15 protein-coding genes and 1 pseudogene are annotated in these 14,041 nt (G+C 60.5%); 4 read left to right on the top strand and 12 right to left on the bottom strand.

Going from position 1 to position 14,041, the window contains the following annotated elements:
• Positions 1-121: 121 nt before the first annotated feature.
• The 8 genes from AC5I5B_RS04455 to AC5I5B_RS04420 all read right to left on the bottom strand — a co-directional run bounded on the left by AC5I5B_RS04455 (position 122) and on the right by AC5I5B_RS04420 (position 7,658).
• A complete protein-coding gene (locus AC5I5B_RS04455; RefSeq protein ID WP_060725234.1) occupies positions 122-1,114 on the bottom strand; it encodes an ABC transporter substrate-binding protein in 993 nt (330 codons plus the stop codon).
• 21 nt (positions 1,115-1,135) lie between these two features.
• Positions 1,136-2,008, bottom strand: a complete 873-nt coding sequence (locus AC5I5B_RS04450) for an ABC transporter permease (protein ID WP_107675894.1) — start codon at positions 2,006-2,008, stop codon at positions 1,136-1,138.
• On the bottom strand, positions 2,005-2,880 hold the full coding sequence (locus AC5I5B_RS04445) for an ABC transporter permease (RefSeq protein ID WP_003510111.1): 876 nt from the start codon (positions 2,878-2,880) through the stop codon (positions 2,005-2,007). Before AC5I5B_RS04445 ends, AC5I5B_RS04450 begins: the two co-directional genes overlap by 4 nt.
• A gap of 222 nt (positions 2,881-3,102) precedes the next feature.
• Positions 3,103-3,897, bottom strand: a complete 795-nt coding sequence (locus AC5I5B_RS04440) for an ABC transporter ATP-binding protein (protein ID WP_112958708.1) — start codon at positions 3,895-3,897, stop codon at positions 3,103-3,105.
• Positions 3,894-4,337, bottom strand: coding sequence for an NUDIX hydrolase (locus tag AC5I5B_RS04435; RefSeq protein ID WP_162695495.1), 444 nt, complete (start codon positions 4,335-4,337; stop codon positions 3,894-3,896). The genes AC5I5B_RS04440 and AC5I5B_RS04435 overlap by 4 nt, the downstream gene beginning before the upstream one ends.
• Positions 4,334-5,791 (bottom strand): dihydropyrimidinase, encoded by a 1,458-nt coding sequence (gene hydA / locus AC5I5B_RS04430; protein WP_060726797.1) that lies wholly within the window; start codon positions 5,789-5,791, stop codon positions 4,334-4,336. Before hydA ends, AC5I5B_RS04435 begins: the two co-directional genes overlap by 4 nt.
• The gene (locus tag AC5I5B_RS04425) at positions 5,788-6,414 is read right to left on the bottom strand and encodes an endonuclease domain-containing protein (protein ID WP_245364689.1); all 627 of its coding nucleotides are present in this window, start codon (positions 6,412-6,414) and stop codon (positions 5,788-5,790) included. Before AC5I5B_RS04425 ends, hydA begins: the two co-directional genes overlap by 4 nt.
• Positions 6,411-7,658, bottom strand: a complete 1,248-nt coding sequence (locus tag AC5I5B_RS04420) for a Zn-dependent hydrolase (RefSeq protein ID WP_495752372.1) — start codon at positions 7,656-7,658, stop codon at positions 6,411-6,413. The genes AC5I5B_RS04425 and AC5I5B_RS04420 overlap by 4 nt, the downstream gene beginning before the upstream one ends.
• Positions 7,659-7,919: 261 nt before the next feature.
• Between AC5I5B_RS04420 and rutR the strand changes: the two genes are divergently transcribed.
• The 3 genes and pseudogenes from rutR (at position 7,920) to AC5I5B_RS04405 (ending at position 9,407) form a co-directional block, all read left to right on the top strand.
• Entirely contained in the window at positions 7,920-8,561 is a 642-nt protein-coding gene (gene rutR / locus AC5I5B_RS04415; RefSeq protein WP_003509395.1) for an HTH-type transcriptional regulator RutR, read from the top strand.
• 254 nt (positions 8,562-8,815) lie between these two features.
• A pseudogene (locus AC5I5B_RS04410) lies at positions 8,816-9,139 on the top strand (DUF2325 domain-containing protein); the annotation flags it as partial.
• Entirely contained in the window at positions 9,120-9,407 is a 288-nt protein-coding gene (locus tag AC5I5B_RS04405; protein WP_111834101.1) for a hypothetical protein, read from the top strand. The pseudogene AC5I5B_RS04410 and the gene AC5I5B_RS04405, both read left to right, overlap by 20 nt.
• 9 nt (positions 9,408-9,416) lie before the next feature.
• Here AC5I5B_RS04405 and AC5I5B_RS04400 read toward each other — a convergent pair whose 3' ends face one another.
• The 3 genes from AC5I5B_RS04400 to uppO form a co-directional block, all read right to left on the bottom strand.
• On the bottom strand, positions 9,417-9,812 hold the full coding sequence (locus tag AC5I5B_RS04400) for a DUF423 domain-containing protein (protein ID WP_060725228.1): 396 nt from the start codon (positions 9,810-9,812) through the stop codon (positions 9,417-9,419).
• Positions 9,809-10,210: a globin domain-containing protein gene (locus tag AC5I5B_RS04395; protein WP_060725227.1), complete on the bottom strand. Its 402-nt coding sequence runs from the start codon at positions 10,208-10,210 to the stop codon at positions 9,809-9,811. Before AC5I5B_RS04395 ends, AC5I5B_RS04400 begins: the two co-directional genes overlap by 4 nt.
• A gap of 133 nt (positions 10,211-10,343) precedes the next feature.
• Positions 10,344-11,759 carry a polysaccharide biosynthesis phosphomannomutase UppO gene (gene uppO / locus AC5I5B_RS04390; RefSeq protein ID WP_174054492.1) on the bottom strand — a complete coding sequence of 472 codons (1,416 nt, stop codon included), beginning with the start codon at positions 11,757-11,759 and terminating at the stop codon, positions 10,344-10,346.
• Positions 11,760-12,019: 260 nt separating this feature from the next.
• On the opposite strand from uppO, the gene uppM reads away from it, so the two are divergent.
• A complete protein-coding gene (uppM, locus tag AC5I5B_RS04385) occupies positions 12,020-13,642 on the top strand; it encodes a polysaccharide biosynthesis protein UppM (protein WP_162695499.1) in 1,623 nt (540 codons plus the stop codon).
• Between the two features lie 23 nt (positions 13,643-13,665).
• On the opposite strand, the gene AC5I5B_RS04380 is transcribed toward uppM, so the two are convergent.
• Positions 13,666-13,875 carry a hypothetical protein gene (locus tag AC5I5B_RS04380; RefSeq protein ID WP_003509414.1) on the bottom strand — a complete coding sequence of 70 codons (210 nt, stop codon included), beginning with the start codon at positions 13,873-13,875 and terminating at the stop codon, positions 13,666-13,668.
• Positions 13,876-14,041: the final 166 nt, after the last annotated feature.

The raw sequence follows: 14,041 nt of genomic DNA, 5'->3' as shown, positions 1-14,041 counted from the left end.
AGCCGCGATGGTTGGTATACATTTTTGTATAGGTCGGGATATTGCAATTCATCAAAAGGGTTACCAGTGAAAAAAACGCGCGGACGGTGCCGCGCGTTCCATGCATCCAGGGTAAATTCGACTACTTCAGCGCCGCATCGGTGATTTCGGTGGTGTAGGCGCCTGTCGGCTCCTTGGTGATGACAGGATCGGAGCCGCCGCCGAGCAGCGTCTTGACGGTGCGCTCGTAATCCGCCTTGTCCAGCGCGCCTTTCGAGCCGGCCGTCAGCTTGGCGACTTCGCCCATCATGCGCTTCTGGTGCTTTTCGGTCTGGGCGCCGGAGGCGTCGTTTTCGAGAACGATATCGGCGGCATCGTCAGGGTTTTCTTCCGCCCATTTCCAGCCCTTCATGGAAGCGCGGACAAATTTGACCATGTCTTCCTTGAACTTGGCGTCCTTGAGCTTGTCTTCGAGAACGTAAAGCCCGTCCTCCAGCGTTGCCACGCCTTCCGCCTCGTATTTGAAGGTGACGAGTTCCTCCGGCTTGATGCCGGCATCGATGACCTGCCAATATTCATTATAGGTCATGGTGGAAATGCAGGCGGCCTGCTTTTGCAGCAGCGGATCGACGTTGAAGCCCTGCTTCAAAACCGTGACGCCATCCGCACTGCCGGTGGTCGGGATTTTCAGGTGCGCCATCCACGACAGGAACGGGTATTCGTTGCCGAAGAACCAGACGCCGAGCGTCTTGCCCTTGAAATCTTCCGGCTTGGTAATGCCGGTTTCTTTCAGGCAGGTCAGCATCATGCCTGACGATTTGAACGGCTGGGCGATGTTGACGAGCGGAACACCCTTTTCGCGGGTGGCAAGTGCCGAGGGCATCCAGTCAACGATGACATCCGCGCCGCCGCCGGCCAGAACCTGCGCCGGCGCAATATCAGGGCCGCCGGGCTTGATATCGACATCGAGGCCCTCTGCTTCATAGAAACCCTTGTCCTTGGCGACGTAATAACCGGCAAATTGCGCCTGGGTCACCCATTTCAGCTGCAGGGTGATCTTGTCGGCGGCCTCGGCGCTCACCGCCGTCAGAAGTGACGCGCCGGCAAGAAGCATGGATGCAAGTTTCATTTTCATCGCTGTTCCCTTTTTCGTTATTTACGTTCGTCCCCCACGGACGGACGGATGCCAGAAGGTGACGGCCCGCTCCGCGAGCGCCACCAGACCGTAAAAGCCTGAACCAGCAAGCGCCGCGACGGCGATTTCGGCCCAGACCATATCGACATTGCTGCGGCCCATTTCCGCCGAGATGCGGAAACCCATGCCGACGATCGGCGTGCCGAAAAATTCCGCGACGATGGCGCCGATCAGCGCCAGCGTGGAATTGATCTTCAGCGCGTTGAAGATGAAAGGCCAGGCGGCGGGCAGGCGCAGTTTTATCAACGTCTGCCCCCAGCCGGCGGCATAGGTGCGCATCAGGTCGCGTTCCATGTGGCTGGAAGCGGCAAGTCCCTGAACCGTGTTCACCAGCATCGGGAAGAAAGTCATGATGACGACGACGGCCACTTTCGACTGCCAGTCGAAACCGAACCACATGACCATGATCGGCGCGATGCCGACAACAGGCAGAGCGGAGACGAAATTGCCGATCGGCAGCAGCCCACGCTGGAGGAAGGGAGACCGGTCGATGAGGATGGCGACGATGAAGCCAAGACCGCAGCCGAGCACATAGCCTGTCAGCACCGATTTGAGGAAGGTCTGGCGGAAATCGGCCCAGAGGATCGGCAGGGATGTGAGAAGGCGGGCAAGAATGGCGCTCGGTGCCGGCAAGAGGATTGGCGGCACGGCAAAACCGCGCACCACGCCTTCCCACAAGGCGAGAATGGCCAGCCCGAAGAGGAGTGGCACTGCCATGCGGCTCATGCGCTTTGCCGCCGGTGACGAGAAGCTGTGGCGCACCAGCCATTCGTTGAAGGCCCAGGCGGCAAGCCAGAACAGGATCGCGCCAAAAAACCAGAAGGGATTCGTCATGGCCGGGCTCCCATTCTCTTGAGGACGGCTGCGTGGGCGATGCCGATGATCGACACCAGCAGGGCCGCGACGCCGGCTGCCATGAACAGCGCCGCCCATATCTGCACCGTCTGGCCGTAATAGGAGCCGGAAAGCAGGCGCGCGCCGAGCCCGGCGACAGCCCCGGTCGGTAATTCGCCGACGATGGCGCCGACCAGCGCAATGGCGATGGCGATCTTCAGCGAGGTGAAGAGATAGGGCAGCGCCGAGGGCCAGCGCAGCTTCCAGAAGATCTGCGCCGGTGAGGCATTATAGGTGTGCATCAGGTCCAGCTGGAGGGTTTCCGGGCTTCGGAGGCCCTTCACCATGCCGACGACGATGGGGAAGAAGGAAAGGTAGGTGGAGATCAGCGCCTTGGGCAAAAGCCCGGAAATGCCGATGGAATTCAGGACGACGATGATCATCGGCGCGATGGCGAGGATCGGGATGGTCTGGCTGGCGATGATCCACGGCATGACGGAGCGGTCCATGGCGCGGTTATGAATGATCGCGACGGCCAAGAGGATGCCGAGGACAGCGCCGATGGCGAAACCCAGCAGGGTGGCGGAGAGCGTGACGCCGGCGTGGTAGATCAGGCTGCGCTTGGAGGTGATGGCCTTGTTGACGGTGGTGTCCCAGAGTTCCGCGACGATCTGGTGCGGGGCGGGAAGGACCGGACGCTCCTGCGCGAAGGTTTGCGGCAGGAGTTCGGAGAAGCTTGGCGTTTGACCGGCGCGGGTGGCCTGGTCGCGGGCGAAGGGCATGTTGAGGTAGATGACGGCGAGGTGCCAGAGGATGAGGATGGCGAGGAGGACGGTGAGGATGGGGAGGATGCGGTGGCGGAGGAGGGTCATTGGGGAGCCCTCTGTGGGTGGGATTTACGCTTACTCCGTGGGTGCGGCTTACCCCCCTCTGCCCTGCCGGGCATCTCCCCCTCAAGGGGGGAGATCGACTCGCGGTTGGGTCTCAACCATCTCAATGTTTGCGAATGAAGCGGTGATCGCGCCTCCTGCCGATCTCCCCCCTTGAGGGGGAGATGCCCGGCAGGGCAGAGGGGGGTAATGCTGGCGCTGACCTCACCCCTCATAGCCATGCCCCGCCTTCAACCCTTCACGCACGCGGTGCGCAATCGCCAGAAACTCCGGCGTCTCCCTGATCTCCAGCGGCCTTTCCCGCGGCAGGGTGGATTCGATCACGTCAGTCACTCTCCCCGGCCGAGGCGACATGACGACGATTTTCGTCGAGAGATAGACCGCTTCGGGAATGGAGTGGGTGACGAAACAGATGGTCTTGCCGGTCCTGTCCCACAGCTTCAGCAGCTGTTCGTTCAGGTGATCGCGGACGATCTCATCCAGCGCCCCGAAAGGCTCGTCCATCAGCAGCAGGTCGGCATCGAAGGCGAGCGCGCGGGCGATGGAGGCGCGCTGCTGCATGCCGCCCGAGAGCTGCCAGGGGTATTTCTTGCCGAAACCGCTGAGGTTGACGAGATCGAGCGTGCGGTCGATGCGCTCGCGCTGTTCCGCCTTGCTGTAACCCATGATTTCAAGCGGCAGGGCGATGTTTTTTTCGATGCTGCGCCAGGGATAAAGCGCGGCGGCCTGAAAGACATAGCCATAGGAGCGGTCCTTGCGGGCGTTTTCCGGTGTCGTGCCGTTGACGGTGATTTCTCCTGACGTGTGTTTTTCAAGATCGGCGATGACCCGCAGGAAAGTGGTCTTGCCGCAGCCGGAAGGGCCGATGAAGGAGACGAAATCGCCCTTTCCCACATCCAGATCGACATCGGACAATGCATGGACCGGGCCATCCCCCGTTTCGAAGGTGAGGCCCAGTTTTCTGGCGGAAACGACGGAATAGGGAGAGGCCTGGTTCATCTTGGCTGATTGTCGCTTTCCGTGAGCGCCGCGCGCGCCAGCGGCAGCATTTGGGTTTCCGTAAGCCTGGCGATCGTCACGCCGGGGTGGCGGTCGAGATCGAGCCAGCGCACTTCCTCTATCTCCGCCTGTGGCGTGACATCGGTATAGAGCCTTGCGATGAAGGTATGGGCGACGACATCGGCGCCGGTTTCATTGGCGGCTTCCTCGCGAAAGACGCCCTCGTAACGCACGGCATTTTCGGGAAGCATCAGGCCGATTTCCTCGGCAAGTTCGCGGTGAAGCGCCTGTTCCGGCGTTTCGCCAGGATCGATCTTGCCGCCCGGCTGCATGAACTGCGTGGTGCCGCGCTTGCGCACGACAAGCATCTGCCGCCGCTCGTTGAGGAGAACGGCTGCGGCGATGACGATTTCGCGTTTCGGCTCAGTGTTCACGGTCATACACCCGATGCCGGAATGCCTGCGCGTTCCACCTTGCGCGGCGAAACGAGTTCCTTCCAGGTGGAAAGCGCCCGGCTGACGGCTGGATAAGCGTCGCGGGCAATGAACTGGCCGTGGCCCGGCTGTGTTTCGATGGTGGCCTCCTCGATGCTGACGAGGCCGCGCGACAGGGTGTAGCGCGGCAGGCCTTTGACCTTCCGCCCTTCGAATACGTTGTAATCGATGGCCGATTGCTGGCTTGCCGCGCTGATGGTCTTTTCCAGCTGCGGATCCCAGACGACTATATCCGCATCGCTGCCGACGAGGATAGCGCCCTTTTTCGGATAGATGTTGAGGATCTTGGCGATGTTGGTGGAGGTGACGGCGACGAATTCGTTCATCGTCAGGCGGCCGGTGGTTACGCCATGGGTCCAGAGCAGCGGCATGCGATCTTCCAGCCCGCCGGTGCCGTTCGGTATCTTGCGGAAATCGCCGAGGCCGAAGCGTTTCTGCTCGGTGGTGAAGGCGCAATGGTCGGTCGCCACGCATTGCAGCGAACCGGAAGCAAGACCCGCCCAGAGGCTGTCCTGATGCTGCCGGTTGCGGAAGGGCGGCGACATCACGCGGCGGGCGGCGTGATCCCAGTCGGGGTTGGCATATTCGCTTTCATCGAGGATCAGATGCTGGATCAGCGGTTCGCCATAGACCCGCATGCCGTTCTGGCGGGCGCGGCGGATCGCTTCATGCGCCTGCTCACAGGATGTGTGGACGACATAAAGCGGCGCACCGGCCATATCGGCAATGATGATGGCGCGGTTGGTGGCCTCGCCCTCCACCGAGGGCGGGCGGGAATAGGCATGCGCCTCCGGTCCGACATTGCCTTCCGCCATCAGCTTTTCCTGCATCTGTGCGACGATATCGCCGTTCTCCGCATGCACGAAAGGAATGGCGCCAAGCTCGGCGCAGCGCGAGAACGAGGCGAACATCTCGTCGTCATTCACCATCAGCGCGCCTTTATAGGCCATGAAGTGTTTGAAGGAGTTTATGCCCTTTTCCCGGACCACCGTCTTCATTTCGTCGAAGACCTGTTCGCCCCACCAGGTGACGGCCATGTGGAAGGAGTAATCGCAATTGGCGCGGGTCGCCTTGTTGTCCCATCGCGCCAGCGCGTCCAGAAGCGACTGGCCGGGCTCGGGCAGGCAGAAATCCACCACCATGGTTGTGCCGCCGGCAAGGGCCGCCCGCGTGCCGCTCTCGAAATCATCGGCGGAATAGGTGCCCATGAAGGGCATTTCCAGATGCACATGCGGATCGATGCCGCCGGGCATGACGTAACATCCCGTGGCATCGAGCACCGTGCCGCCGGTCAGATCGGGCCCGATCTCGGTGATCCTGCCGCCTTCGATCTTCACATCGGCCTTGTAGGTGAGGTCGGCGGTGACGATGATGCCGTTCTTGATGATGGTGGCGGTCATTGGTGGATGTTCCCGGTAACGAGGACTGGCGAATAACGGTCGGGATGATCGGGCAGGAAAGTCTCGGCGTTCAGGACGGCCAGGATGGTATTGAGCATAGAGGAACGCTCTTCAAAAACCTCATGGTTCCAGAACCGCAGCACCGAATAGCCCTGTTTATTCAGCCATAGCGTCCGCTGCCGATCATGTGTGGAAGAGGCGTGTTGCGATCCGTCCAGCTCGACGATCAGCATTTTCTCGCGGCAGACGAAATCCGCGATGTAATGGCCAAGAGGAACTTGCCGGCTGAATTTGAAGCCGTTGAGTCCTCGATTTTTCAGTTCGTACCAGAGGCGGTATTCCGCATCGGTTTCCTCGCGGCGGAGTTTACGGGCTTGCGGGGTTTTGCCGGAATGGCGTTTCGATGCTTTTTTGCCGGTGTGATCGGCCATGATGCTTGCCCCCTCATCCGACCCTTCGGGCCACCTTCTCCCCGGCGGGGAGAAGAAATGGGAGACACCGTTGCAGGTTTTTATGACGTCGGTGGTGGTGGCGAAAACATTGCCGCGCGTTTCTTCTCCCCGCCGGGGAGAAGGTGGCCCGAAGGGCCGGATGAGGGGGCTTGCCATCGTGGGTACGATCATTGCACGATCTCCGCAGTCTCCAGCACCGCATGCAGCAGCACATCGCAGCCGGCGGCTGCCCATTCCGGTGAAATTTCCTCGGCCTCATTGTGGGAAAGCCCGTCCACGCAGGGGCAGAAGATCATGGTGGAGGGGGCGACCCTTGCCGTCCAGCAGGCATCGTGGCCGGCGCCGGAGATGATATCCATGTGGCTGTAGCCCAGTCTTTCGGCGGCGGCGCGCACGCGGCCGACCAGAACGGCGTCGAAAGTGACGGGATCGAAATGGCCGATGGCTTCGATCGAGCAGCCGACGCCGAGTTCTTCGGCGATTGCGGGCACCTCGCGTTCGAAGATGGCGCGCATGCTGTCGAGTTTCGTCTGTGAGGGCGTTCTGAGGTCGATGGTGAAGACCACCTTGCCGGGCAGCACGTTGCGGGAATTGGGCGTGAAGATCATCTGGCCGACGCCGGCGACAGCGCCCGGCTGGTGGGCCATCGCCACTTCCTGCACCTTTTCGAGGATGCGGGCGGCAGCTAGGCCGGCATTGACGCGCATCGCCATCGGCGTCGAGCCGGTATGCGCCTCCTTGCCGGTCAACGTAACTTCCAGCCACCACAGGCCCTGACCATGGGTGACGACACCGATCTGTTTGCCTTCCGCTTCGAGGATAGGCCCCTGTTCAATATGATATTCGAAATAGGCGTGCATCCTGCGTGCGCCCACCTCTTCTTCGCCCAGCCAGCCGATGCGTTTCAGTTCGTTGCCATAGGTCTTGCCGTCGGTATCGGTGCGGCTATAGGCGTAATCGAGATCGTGAATGCCGGCAAAGACGCCGGAGGCCAGCATGGCGGGCGCGAAGCGCGCGCCTTCCTCATTGGACCAGTTGGTGACGACGATCGGGTGTTTGGTCTTGATGTTCAGATCGTTCAGGCTGCGCACCACTTCCAGCCCGGCCAGCACGCCGAGCACGCCGTCGAACTTGCCGCCGGTCGGCTGGGTGTCGAGATGGCTGCCGATATAGACCGGCAAAGCCTCCGGGTCCTCACCGGGGCGCGTGGCGAACATGGTTCCCATGCGGTCGACGCCCATCGTCAGGCCCGCCGCCTCGCACCAGCGCTGGAACAGGCGGCGGCCTTCCGCATCCTCATCCGTCAGCGTGCGGCGATTATTGCCGCCGGCGATGCCGGGGCCGATTTTCGCCATGTCCATCAGACTGTCCCACAGACGGTCGCCATTGACCGTCAAGTTTTTACCCGCCGTCATGCAGTGTCGTCCTCACCTGTTTTGTTTTTTATCGAAGCAAAGCTTGTGCCGTTCCCTTTTTTGCCGGTTAAGATAACAGCCATTGCCTTGTGATGGCGATGGGGGATAAATTGACCGGCTGGTAAACATTGCAAATTCGCCATGGCGTCAGCAAGGGATTTTCGTGACGAATCGCACTAATTTTGCCTAAACTGTACGCGGCGATTATTTTTTAATCATACTGTAGCGGCAATTGCATTGAAAAGAAACAGAGAGCTGAGAATGGCCATACCGCGAGCAGCGAAAACACAGAAGCGGACCCGCATTCAGGAAGAAAAGCAGGAAGCGATTCTTGAAGCCGCGCTCAGTGTTTTTTCCACGAACGGGTTTCGCGGCTCCACCATCGACCAGATTGCCGAGGCCGCCGGCATGTCGAAACCGAACGTGCTTTATTATTTCCGCACCAAGGAGGCGATGCATCGCGCGCTGATCGAGCGGGTGCTGGATACATGGCTTGACCCGCTCAGGGCTTTCGACGCCAAGGGCAATCCCGAAAGCGAGATCCGCTCCTATATTCGCCGCAAACTGGAAATGTCGCGCGATTTTCCGCGTGAGAGCCGCCTGTTCGCCAATGAGATCCTGCAGGGCGCGCCGCATATTGAGGACGAGCTGAAAGGACCGCTGAAACAACTGGTGGATGAGAAGGCCGAGGTCATCCGCGCCTGGGTGAAGGCCGGACGGATGGCCAAATGTGATCCCTACCACCTGATTTTCTCGATCTGGTCGACCACCCAGCATTATGCGGATTTCGACGTGCAGGTGCGGGCGGTGCTGGGTGACAAGAATGGTGGCGAAGGCCGTTTCGAAGATGCGGCCCGGCATCTGGAGCAGCTTTTCATGGGCGGATTGCGGATAAACGGCTGAACGGGACCGTTCTCGCGAATATGTGATCGATTCTTTATGTCAAAACATGAGGAAAATTATCACCTTTATACTTTACTCCAAAACTCATCTTTATTATGGTGCCGGCATCCCGAACGTCCGGGGCATTGAAAAATCAACCGGCAGGTGAGGGAATGGCACGCAAGGAAAAGAAGAAGGCCGAACGCGGCGGCAAGCAGGGCAAGGGCGCGCCACAGACCGAAAAGGACGTGGCCGAACAGCAGCTTTCCGGGCCGAAAAGCTTTCTTTATGTCGGCGGCCGTGACTGTCAGGTTGCGCATCTTCGCCAGATCGCCAGCAATTTCGGTGCGGAACTCATTCATCATGATGGCGGCCTGCGCGAGGCCGTCTCCCGCATCGATACCGTCCTTCCCTCCGTCGACTGCGTTTTCTGCCCGATCGACTGTATCAGCCACGATGCGTGTCTGCGGGTGAAGTCGGGTTGCAAGAAATTCGGCAAGACGTTCATTCCGCTGCGCAATGGCAGCAAATCCAGTCTGGAGCGGGCGCTGCAGACGATGAATGAACGGACCTCCAGCGATGAGCGACGAGCGCAGTAATTTCCACGATGAAGATCCCGCGGTAGCAGAAGCCTGCCGTGTGGAACTGCACAAGATGGCCGAGCAGGCCGGCGACCCCGTCCTGACGGACATCTATGAAATCGTCGGTGAACGGGAGAGACGCAACCGCGTTGCCAGAAGCGGCGGCAATGTTGTGATTTTTCCCCATCTGCTTACCCGCCAGCCGGGTGAAACACCGGCTTTCGAAATAGGCGCGGCGGCTGAAGAGGGCCGCAATATTCTATCGTTTCGCTGGAAGCGGCGTTAGGGCTGAAAGCTAGCCCTTCGGCTTCAGAAACGCTCCCGCGCAGAGTACCAGCCACCCGACGATCATGCCGAGGCCGCCCGTTGGTGCAGCGTAGGGAAACAGGCTGTGGCCGGAAAAATGCCTGACAACGAGATCGCCGACAAAGATCGCCGTGCCGAGGCCGAGGATCAGGCCCGCCGGAATGGCGGTTCTGATGCGACCCGCACCGATATGCAGCGCCACCAGAACCGGCGCATGGGCCAGCGCCATCGCCGAGGCATTGCCGAGCATATAGGTTTCGCCGGTATGGGTGGCTGCGGCTGCAAGCATGACCCCGGCCGCGCCCAGCAGGCCGCCCAGCAACAGAATGAAGGCCCGCAATCTTTCACGGGGAACGCTTGCGATGGTCGCGCTCTGCGTGGTCATTGGCTGTCTGCCTCCTGGTTCTGCATGTGAAAGGCCAGCCGTTCCACCGGCGTCCAGATGATCTCGCGCAGCTTCACGTTCTCGATGGTTTCGTCCATGGCGCGGCGGAAGCAGAGCAACCATTCATCCCGCTCGGCGGGGCCGATGGGGGCGACGAAATGGCGTCGCCGCAACATCGGATGGCCGTGTTTCTCGACATAGACGGGCGGTCCGCCAAGATATCCCGTCAGATAATCGTAGAACTTCGCCTCGCTGCCGGAGAGATCGGCAGGGTGGATGGCGCGGCAGCGCGCTGCCTCCGGCAGGGTATCCATCAATTCGTAGAAGCGCCGGGTGAGCGCCCTGACGGTCGCATCGCCACCGATCGCTTCATAAAGGGTAATGGTCTCGCCGCTCATAATCCGCCTCTTGTGGCCCTCCGGTCCTTATCGCTCCGCAGAGCCGGAAGAGCAACAGGGCACTGGCGGGGTGCGACATTTGCGACAGGTCAAAGAGGACAGATGCCGGGCAAGCCCGGCATCATGCAAAACATCATCCGAAATTACGGATGAGATCGAGCCCCTTGTTCAGAAGCGTTTCGGCCTCATCCTGATTGGCGGCCTCGACGTAGCAGCGCATTTCCGGAGCATTTCCGGAAGGGCGGAAGTGGATGGTGCTGCCGTCGGTGAGCGCCACGCGCAGGCCGTCAATGTCGCTCAGCGCTTTGACGGAGCCGACCGGGGCGAGGAAGGCGTCGAGATTGGTCCGCGAGGCGCGCAGATGCGTCATCAGGGCGGCGCTTTTTTCCTGGGCGAAATTTTCAAGACGGTCGGCGGCGGCCACCGGCAGATTATAGGCGGCGGCGATCTGCGACAGCGGCTTTTTCTGTTCGGCCGAGAGAAGCAGCACGGCGAGGATCGGCAGGAAGCTGTCCCGCGTCGGTAATGGTGAAAGCGGCCTGCCGTTGAGTGTGAAGGCCGAGGCCGTCAGCAGGCCGCCATTGGCTTCAAAACCCATGACGCCGTTCCTGCCGGCGGCGAGCGCCTCAGTCATGCCGGCGATGACGAAAGGCGAGCCGACTTTGGTGCGGATGACCTCGAAGGAGCCGCTTGCCTCGATGCCCGAATTGGAGGTCACGGGGGTGACGACCACGCCGGCATCGAGGAAATTGGCGGTGATCAGGCCGATGAGGTCGCCGCGCAGCGGCACGCCGTTTTCATCGGTCAGCAGCGGGCGGTCGCCGTCGCCGTCTGCGGAAACGATGGCGTCGAGACCGTGCTCCGGCGACCATTTTTTGAGAAGCGCCAGCGTTTCCGGCGAAACCGCTTCGGTATCGACGGGGATGAAGGTTTCGGAGCGGCCGAGCGGAACGACATCCGCACCATAGTGGGCAAGCACATCGACAAAGAGATCGCGCGCCACGGTACTGTGTTGATAAACGCCGATCTTGAGGCCGGCGAGCACTTTTTCAGGCAGCAGCGCGATGTTGCGCTCGTAGAATAGTTCGGCTGCGATGGCGGAATGGTCCTCCGCCGTCGCCGCCTCGGCGCTTACGCCCTCCGCCTCGATTTCAGCAGCGAGAGCGGCAATCGCCGTCTCGTCCTGCTTGTCGATTTCGCCGTCCGGGCGGTAGAACTTGATGCCGTTGCGGTCGGCCGGGATATGCGAGCCTGTTATCATCAGCGCTGCCGCCTTCAGCGAAAGACCATAAAGCGCCAGCGCTGGTGTCGGCACCGCACCGCAATCGAACGGGGTCAGGCCGGCTTTTTTCAGCGCAGCGATGCAGGTGGCGGAAACATCCGGGCTCGAATCGCGGAAATCGCGGCCGACGAGAATGGGATCACCCGCCTTTGCCTGACCCGATGTGAGAAGGTGCCTTGCAAATGCCGTGGCATAGACGGCCGAGGCTTTTCCTTTCAGATCGACAGAGAGGCCGCGAAGGCCGCTCGTTCCAAATTTCAGGCTCATGCCAAACTCCGTTTCGATAAAATCTTTTGAGGGTCAAATGGATAATGCAAAAATATAACGGTTGAAAGAACCGTATCGATCCATTCAAGTCAATCATCCCTTTCATGGCGGCCGCGAATAGGCGATGATGGTGCAAACAAATGCGGGTAACCTAAAATTCACCCGTCATATTTAAACTTGTCTGTCGATAGCGGCTCTGGCGACGATGAGAACCATGTGTTGCCGGCCTTTTTTGTGGTTCGTTCGAGTTGGATTGGCTGATGTACAGGCTTCAAAAGGCGGGACATAAGCAGGCACGTCCGCTCGATGAAAAAACGGCGCCCGCCGCGAAACCCCATGGTTCCCTGCTGGACGATCTGGTGGATGAGGACGAGGTTTTCGAGCGCACGGTGCTGAAGGAGCATCTTGAGCCGAAACCGGCGGCGACTGCTGCCGAGCCGGCTCCGGCCGAGACGCCGGTGAAGACGACTTCGCCGAGCGGCAGTCTGGCGGCTGCGCTGCCCGGTCTGAAATATATCGACAGGATCGGTGTGGATGACGTCATCCTCTGGCTTCGCAAAGGCATCATCTGGGTCGTGCTGGCGATCATTCTCTGCGTCGCCGGCGCACTTACCTACGCCTATATGACGCCGCCGCGCTACAAGGCCTATACGGATATCGTCGTTAATCCCTCCAATCTGAATGTCGTCAATGACGGGGTGTTTTCACCCAACCAGCAGCGCGACACGCAGATCCTCGAGGTGGAAAGCAAGCTGCGCACCATCACCTCACGCAACGTGCTGGCGCGGGTGGTGGACGAGTTGAAGCTCGATCAGGACCGTGAATTCATAACGCCACCACTGCTTGCCCGGTTGAAGGCGATGTTCTCTTCCGCGCCTGACGATGGCGACAACCGGGTCGGTGCGCTTCGCTCGCTTGGCGACAGGGTGGCGGCGGAACGCGATCCGCGTTCCTTTGTCGTGACGCTTTCGGTCTGGACCAATGATGCGGAAAAATCCGTGACGGTTTCCAAGGCCATCGTGAAGGCCTTCGAAAGCGAGTTGTTCCAGACGACCTCGGATAGCAGCCAGCGCGTCGTCGACGATCTCAAGAAGCGGCTCGAGGAAATGCGCGAGAATGTCACCATCGCCGAAAAGCGCGTGGCCGATTTCCGTCGCGAGAACGGCCTGCAGGAAAATAATGGCCAGCTCGTCAGCAATCTCGCATCCGGCGAGCTGAATGCGCAGGTGCTTGCGACCCAGCAGCGCCTCATTCAGGAAGAATCGCGTCTCAAGCAGATGGAGGCGGCGATTGCCCAGAACCGCACCCAGAGCGACGCCATCTTCGACAGCCAGACCATGAACACCATCCGCGCCCAATATAGTACCCTGCAGCAGCAGATCGGCGCGATGACGCTGACCTATGGCGCCCGCCATCCGCGTCTTGCAACCGCGGGTGCGGAGCGGGCGATGCTGGAACGCGGCATGGCGGACGAGGCGCGGCGCATCCTGCAGGCGGCCAAGATCAATGTCGCCGAAGCGCGCTCCTCGCTGGATGCGCTGAGGCTGAAGGCCGTGGCGGAACGCGCCAATGTCTTTACCGACAATGACGCCCAGGTGCGGCTGCGTGATCTTGATCGCGACGCCCGCTCGGCGGCGGCGATCTACGAGACCTATCTGACCCGCTCGCGCCAGCTGGCCGAACAGCAGTCGATCGATTCCACCAATGTGCGGGTGATTTCGCAGCCGGTCGCACCCAATTCCAGAAGCTGGCCGCCCGGCAAGCTGACCTTCCTGATTGCCGGTGGCGTCGGGGGCCTGTTCCTCGGTCTCGGAATTGCCGTGGCTCTCGGCCTCTGGGGTTATCTGCGCCGGGACGATCATGCGGAAGCCGTGGCGCGTTAAGCCGTAAGGCGGCTCGTGCCGAGTTATTCTTCCGAGATAAGACCGTCATAAACTTCGAGCAGGGCGGCGGCGATGGCAGCACCCAGCGCATTGCCGGCATCGCGAATGCCGGCCTCGTCACCGTCGCGAACCGAAATCGCAAGATCGGAGGCCTCGTTGGCCACGATTTCTTTTGCCCGTTCTATCGCCCAGAGGCCGAAATCGCCGCGATTGTCGATCGAGATTGTTTCCATGGCCGGAGCCCTTCCGTGGTTTGATTTCCGCGTCCCTTAACCCATCGGCTGGAAAACCGGAATAGGCAGAAAATGTGGCGCACAACCTTCAGGCGTGTAAAATGCCTGCGGCATACGGGGATTTATAAAAATATTAATGATAGTTCTTCGTAGTGTTTGAAGCCTT

The organism is Agrobacterium sp. (assembly GCF_059499945.1).
This window is presented reverse-complemented; position numbering and strand designations above follow the sequence as displayed.

What these genes read in the sequence shown, in the direction of transcription:
- AC5I5B_RS04440 (WP_112958708.1), bottom strand. Translation starts at nt 3,897, where the DNA reads ATGAACCAGGCCTCTCCCTATTCCGTCGTTTCCGCCAGAAAACTGGGC.
- hydA (WP_060726797.1), bottom strand. Translation starts at nt 5,791, where the DNA reads ATGACCGCCACCATCATCAAGAACGGCATCATCGTCACCGCCGACCTC.
- uppO (WP_174054492.1), bottom strand. Translation starts at nt 11,759, where the DNA reads ATGAGCCTGAAATTTGGAACGAGCGGCCTTCGCGGCCTCTCTGTCGAT.
- AC5I5B_RS04400 (WP_060725228.1), bottom strand. Translation starts at nt 9,812, where the DNA reads ATGACCACGCAGAGCGCGACCATCGCAAGCGTTCCCCGTGAAAGATTG.
- AC5I5B_RS04395 (WP_060725227.1), bottom strand. Translation starts at nt 10,210, where the DNA reads ATGAGCGGCGAGACCATTACCCTTTATGAAGCGATCGGTGGCGATGCG.
- AC5I5B_RS04425 (WP_245364689.1), bottom strand. Translation starts at nt 6,414, where the DNA reads ATGATCGTACCCACGATGGCAAGCCCCCTCATCCGGCCCTTCGGGCCA.
- AC5I5B_RS04405 (WP_111834101.1), top strand. Translation starts at nt 9,120, where the DNA reads ATGAGCGACGAGCGCAGTAATTTCCACGATGAAGATCCCGCGGTAGCA.
- AC5I5B_RS04445 (WP_003510111.1), bottom strand. Translation starts at nt 2,880, where the DNA reads ATGACCCTCCTCCGCCACCGCATCCTCCCCATCCTCACCGTCCTCCTC.
- AC5I5B_RS04380 (WP_003509414.1), bottom strand. Translation starts at nt 13,875, where the DNA reads ATGGAAACAATCTCGATCGACAATCGCGGCGATTTCGGCCTCTGGGCG.
- AC5I5B_RS04420 (WP_495752372.1), bottom strand. Translation starts at nt 7,658, where the DNA reads ATGACGGCGGGTAAAAACTTGACGGTCAATGGCGACCGTCTGTGGGAC.
- uppM (WP_162695499.1), top strand. Translation starts at nt 12,020, where the DNA reads ATGTACAGGCTTCAAAAGGCGGGACATAAGCAGGCACGTCCGCTCGAT.
- AC5I5B_RS04450 (WP_107675894.1), bottom strand. Translation starts at nt 2,008, where the DNA reads ATGACGAATCCCTTCTGGTTTTTTGGCGCGATCCTGTTCTGGCTTGCC.
- rutR (WP_003509395.1), top strand. Translation starts at nt 7,920, where the DNA reads ATGGCCATACCGCGAGCAGCGAAAACACAGAAGCGGACCCGCATTCAG.
- AC5I5B_RS04455 (WP_060725234.1), bottom strand. Translation starts at nt 1,114, where the DNA reads ATGAAAATGAAACTTGCATCCATGCTTCTTGCCGGCGCGTCACTTCTG.
- AC5I5B_RS04435 (WP_162695495.1), bottom strand. Translation starts at nt 4,337, where the DNA reads ATGACCGTGAACACTGAGCCGAAACGCGAAATCGTCATCGCCGCAGCC.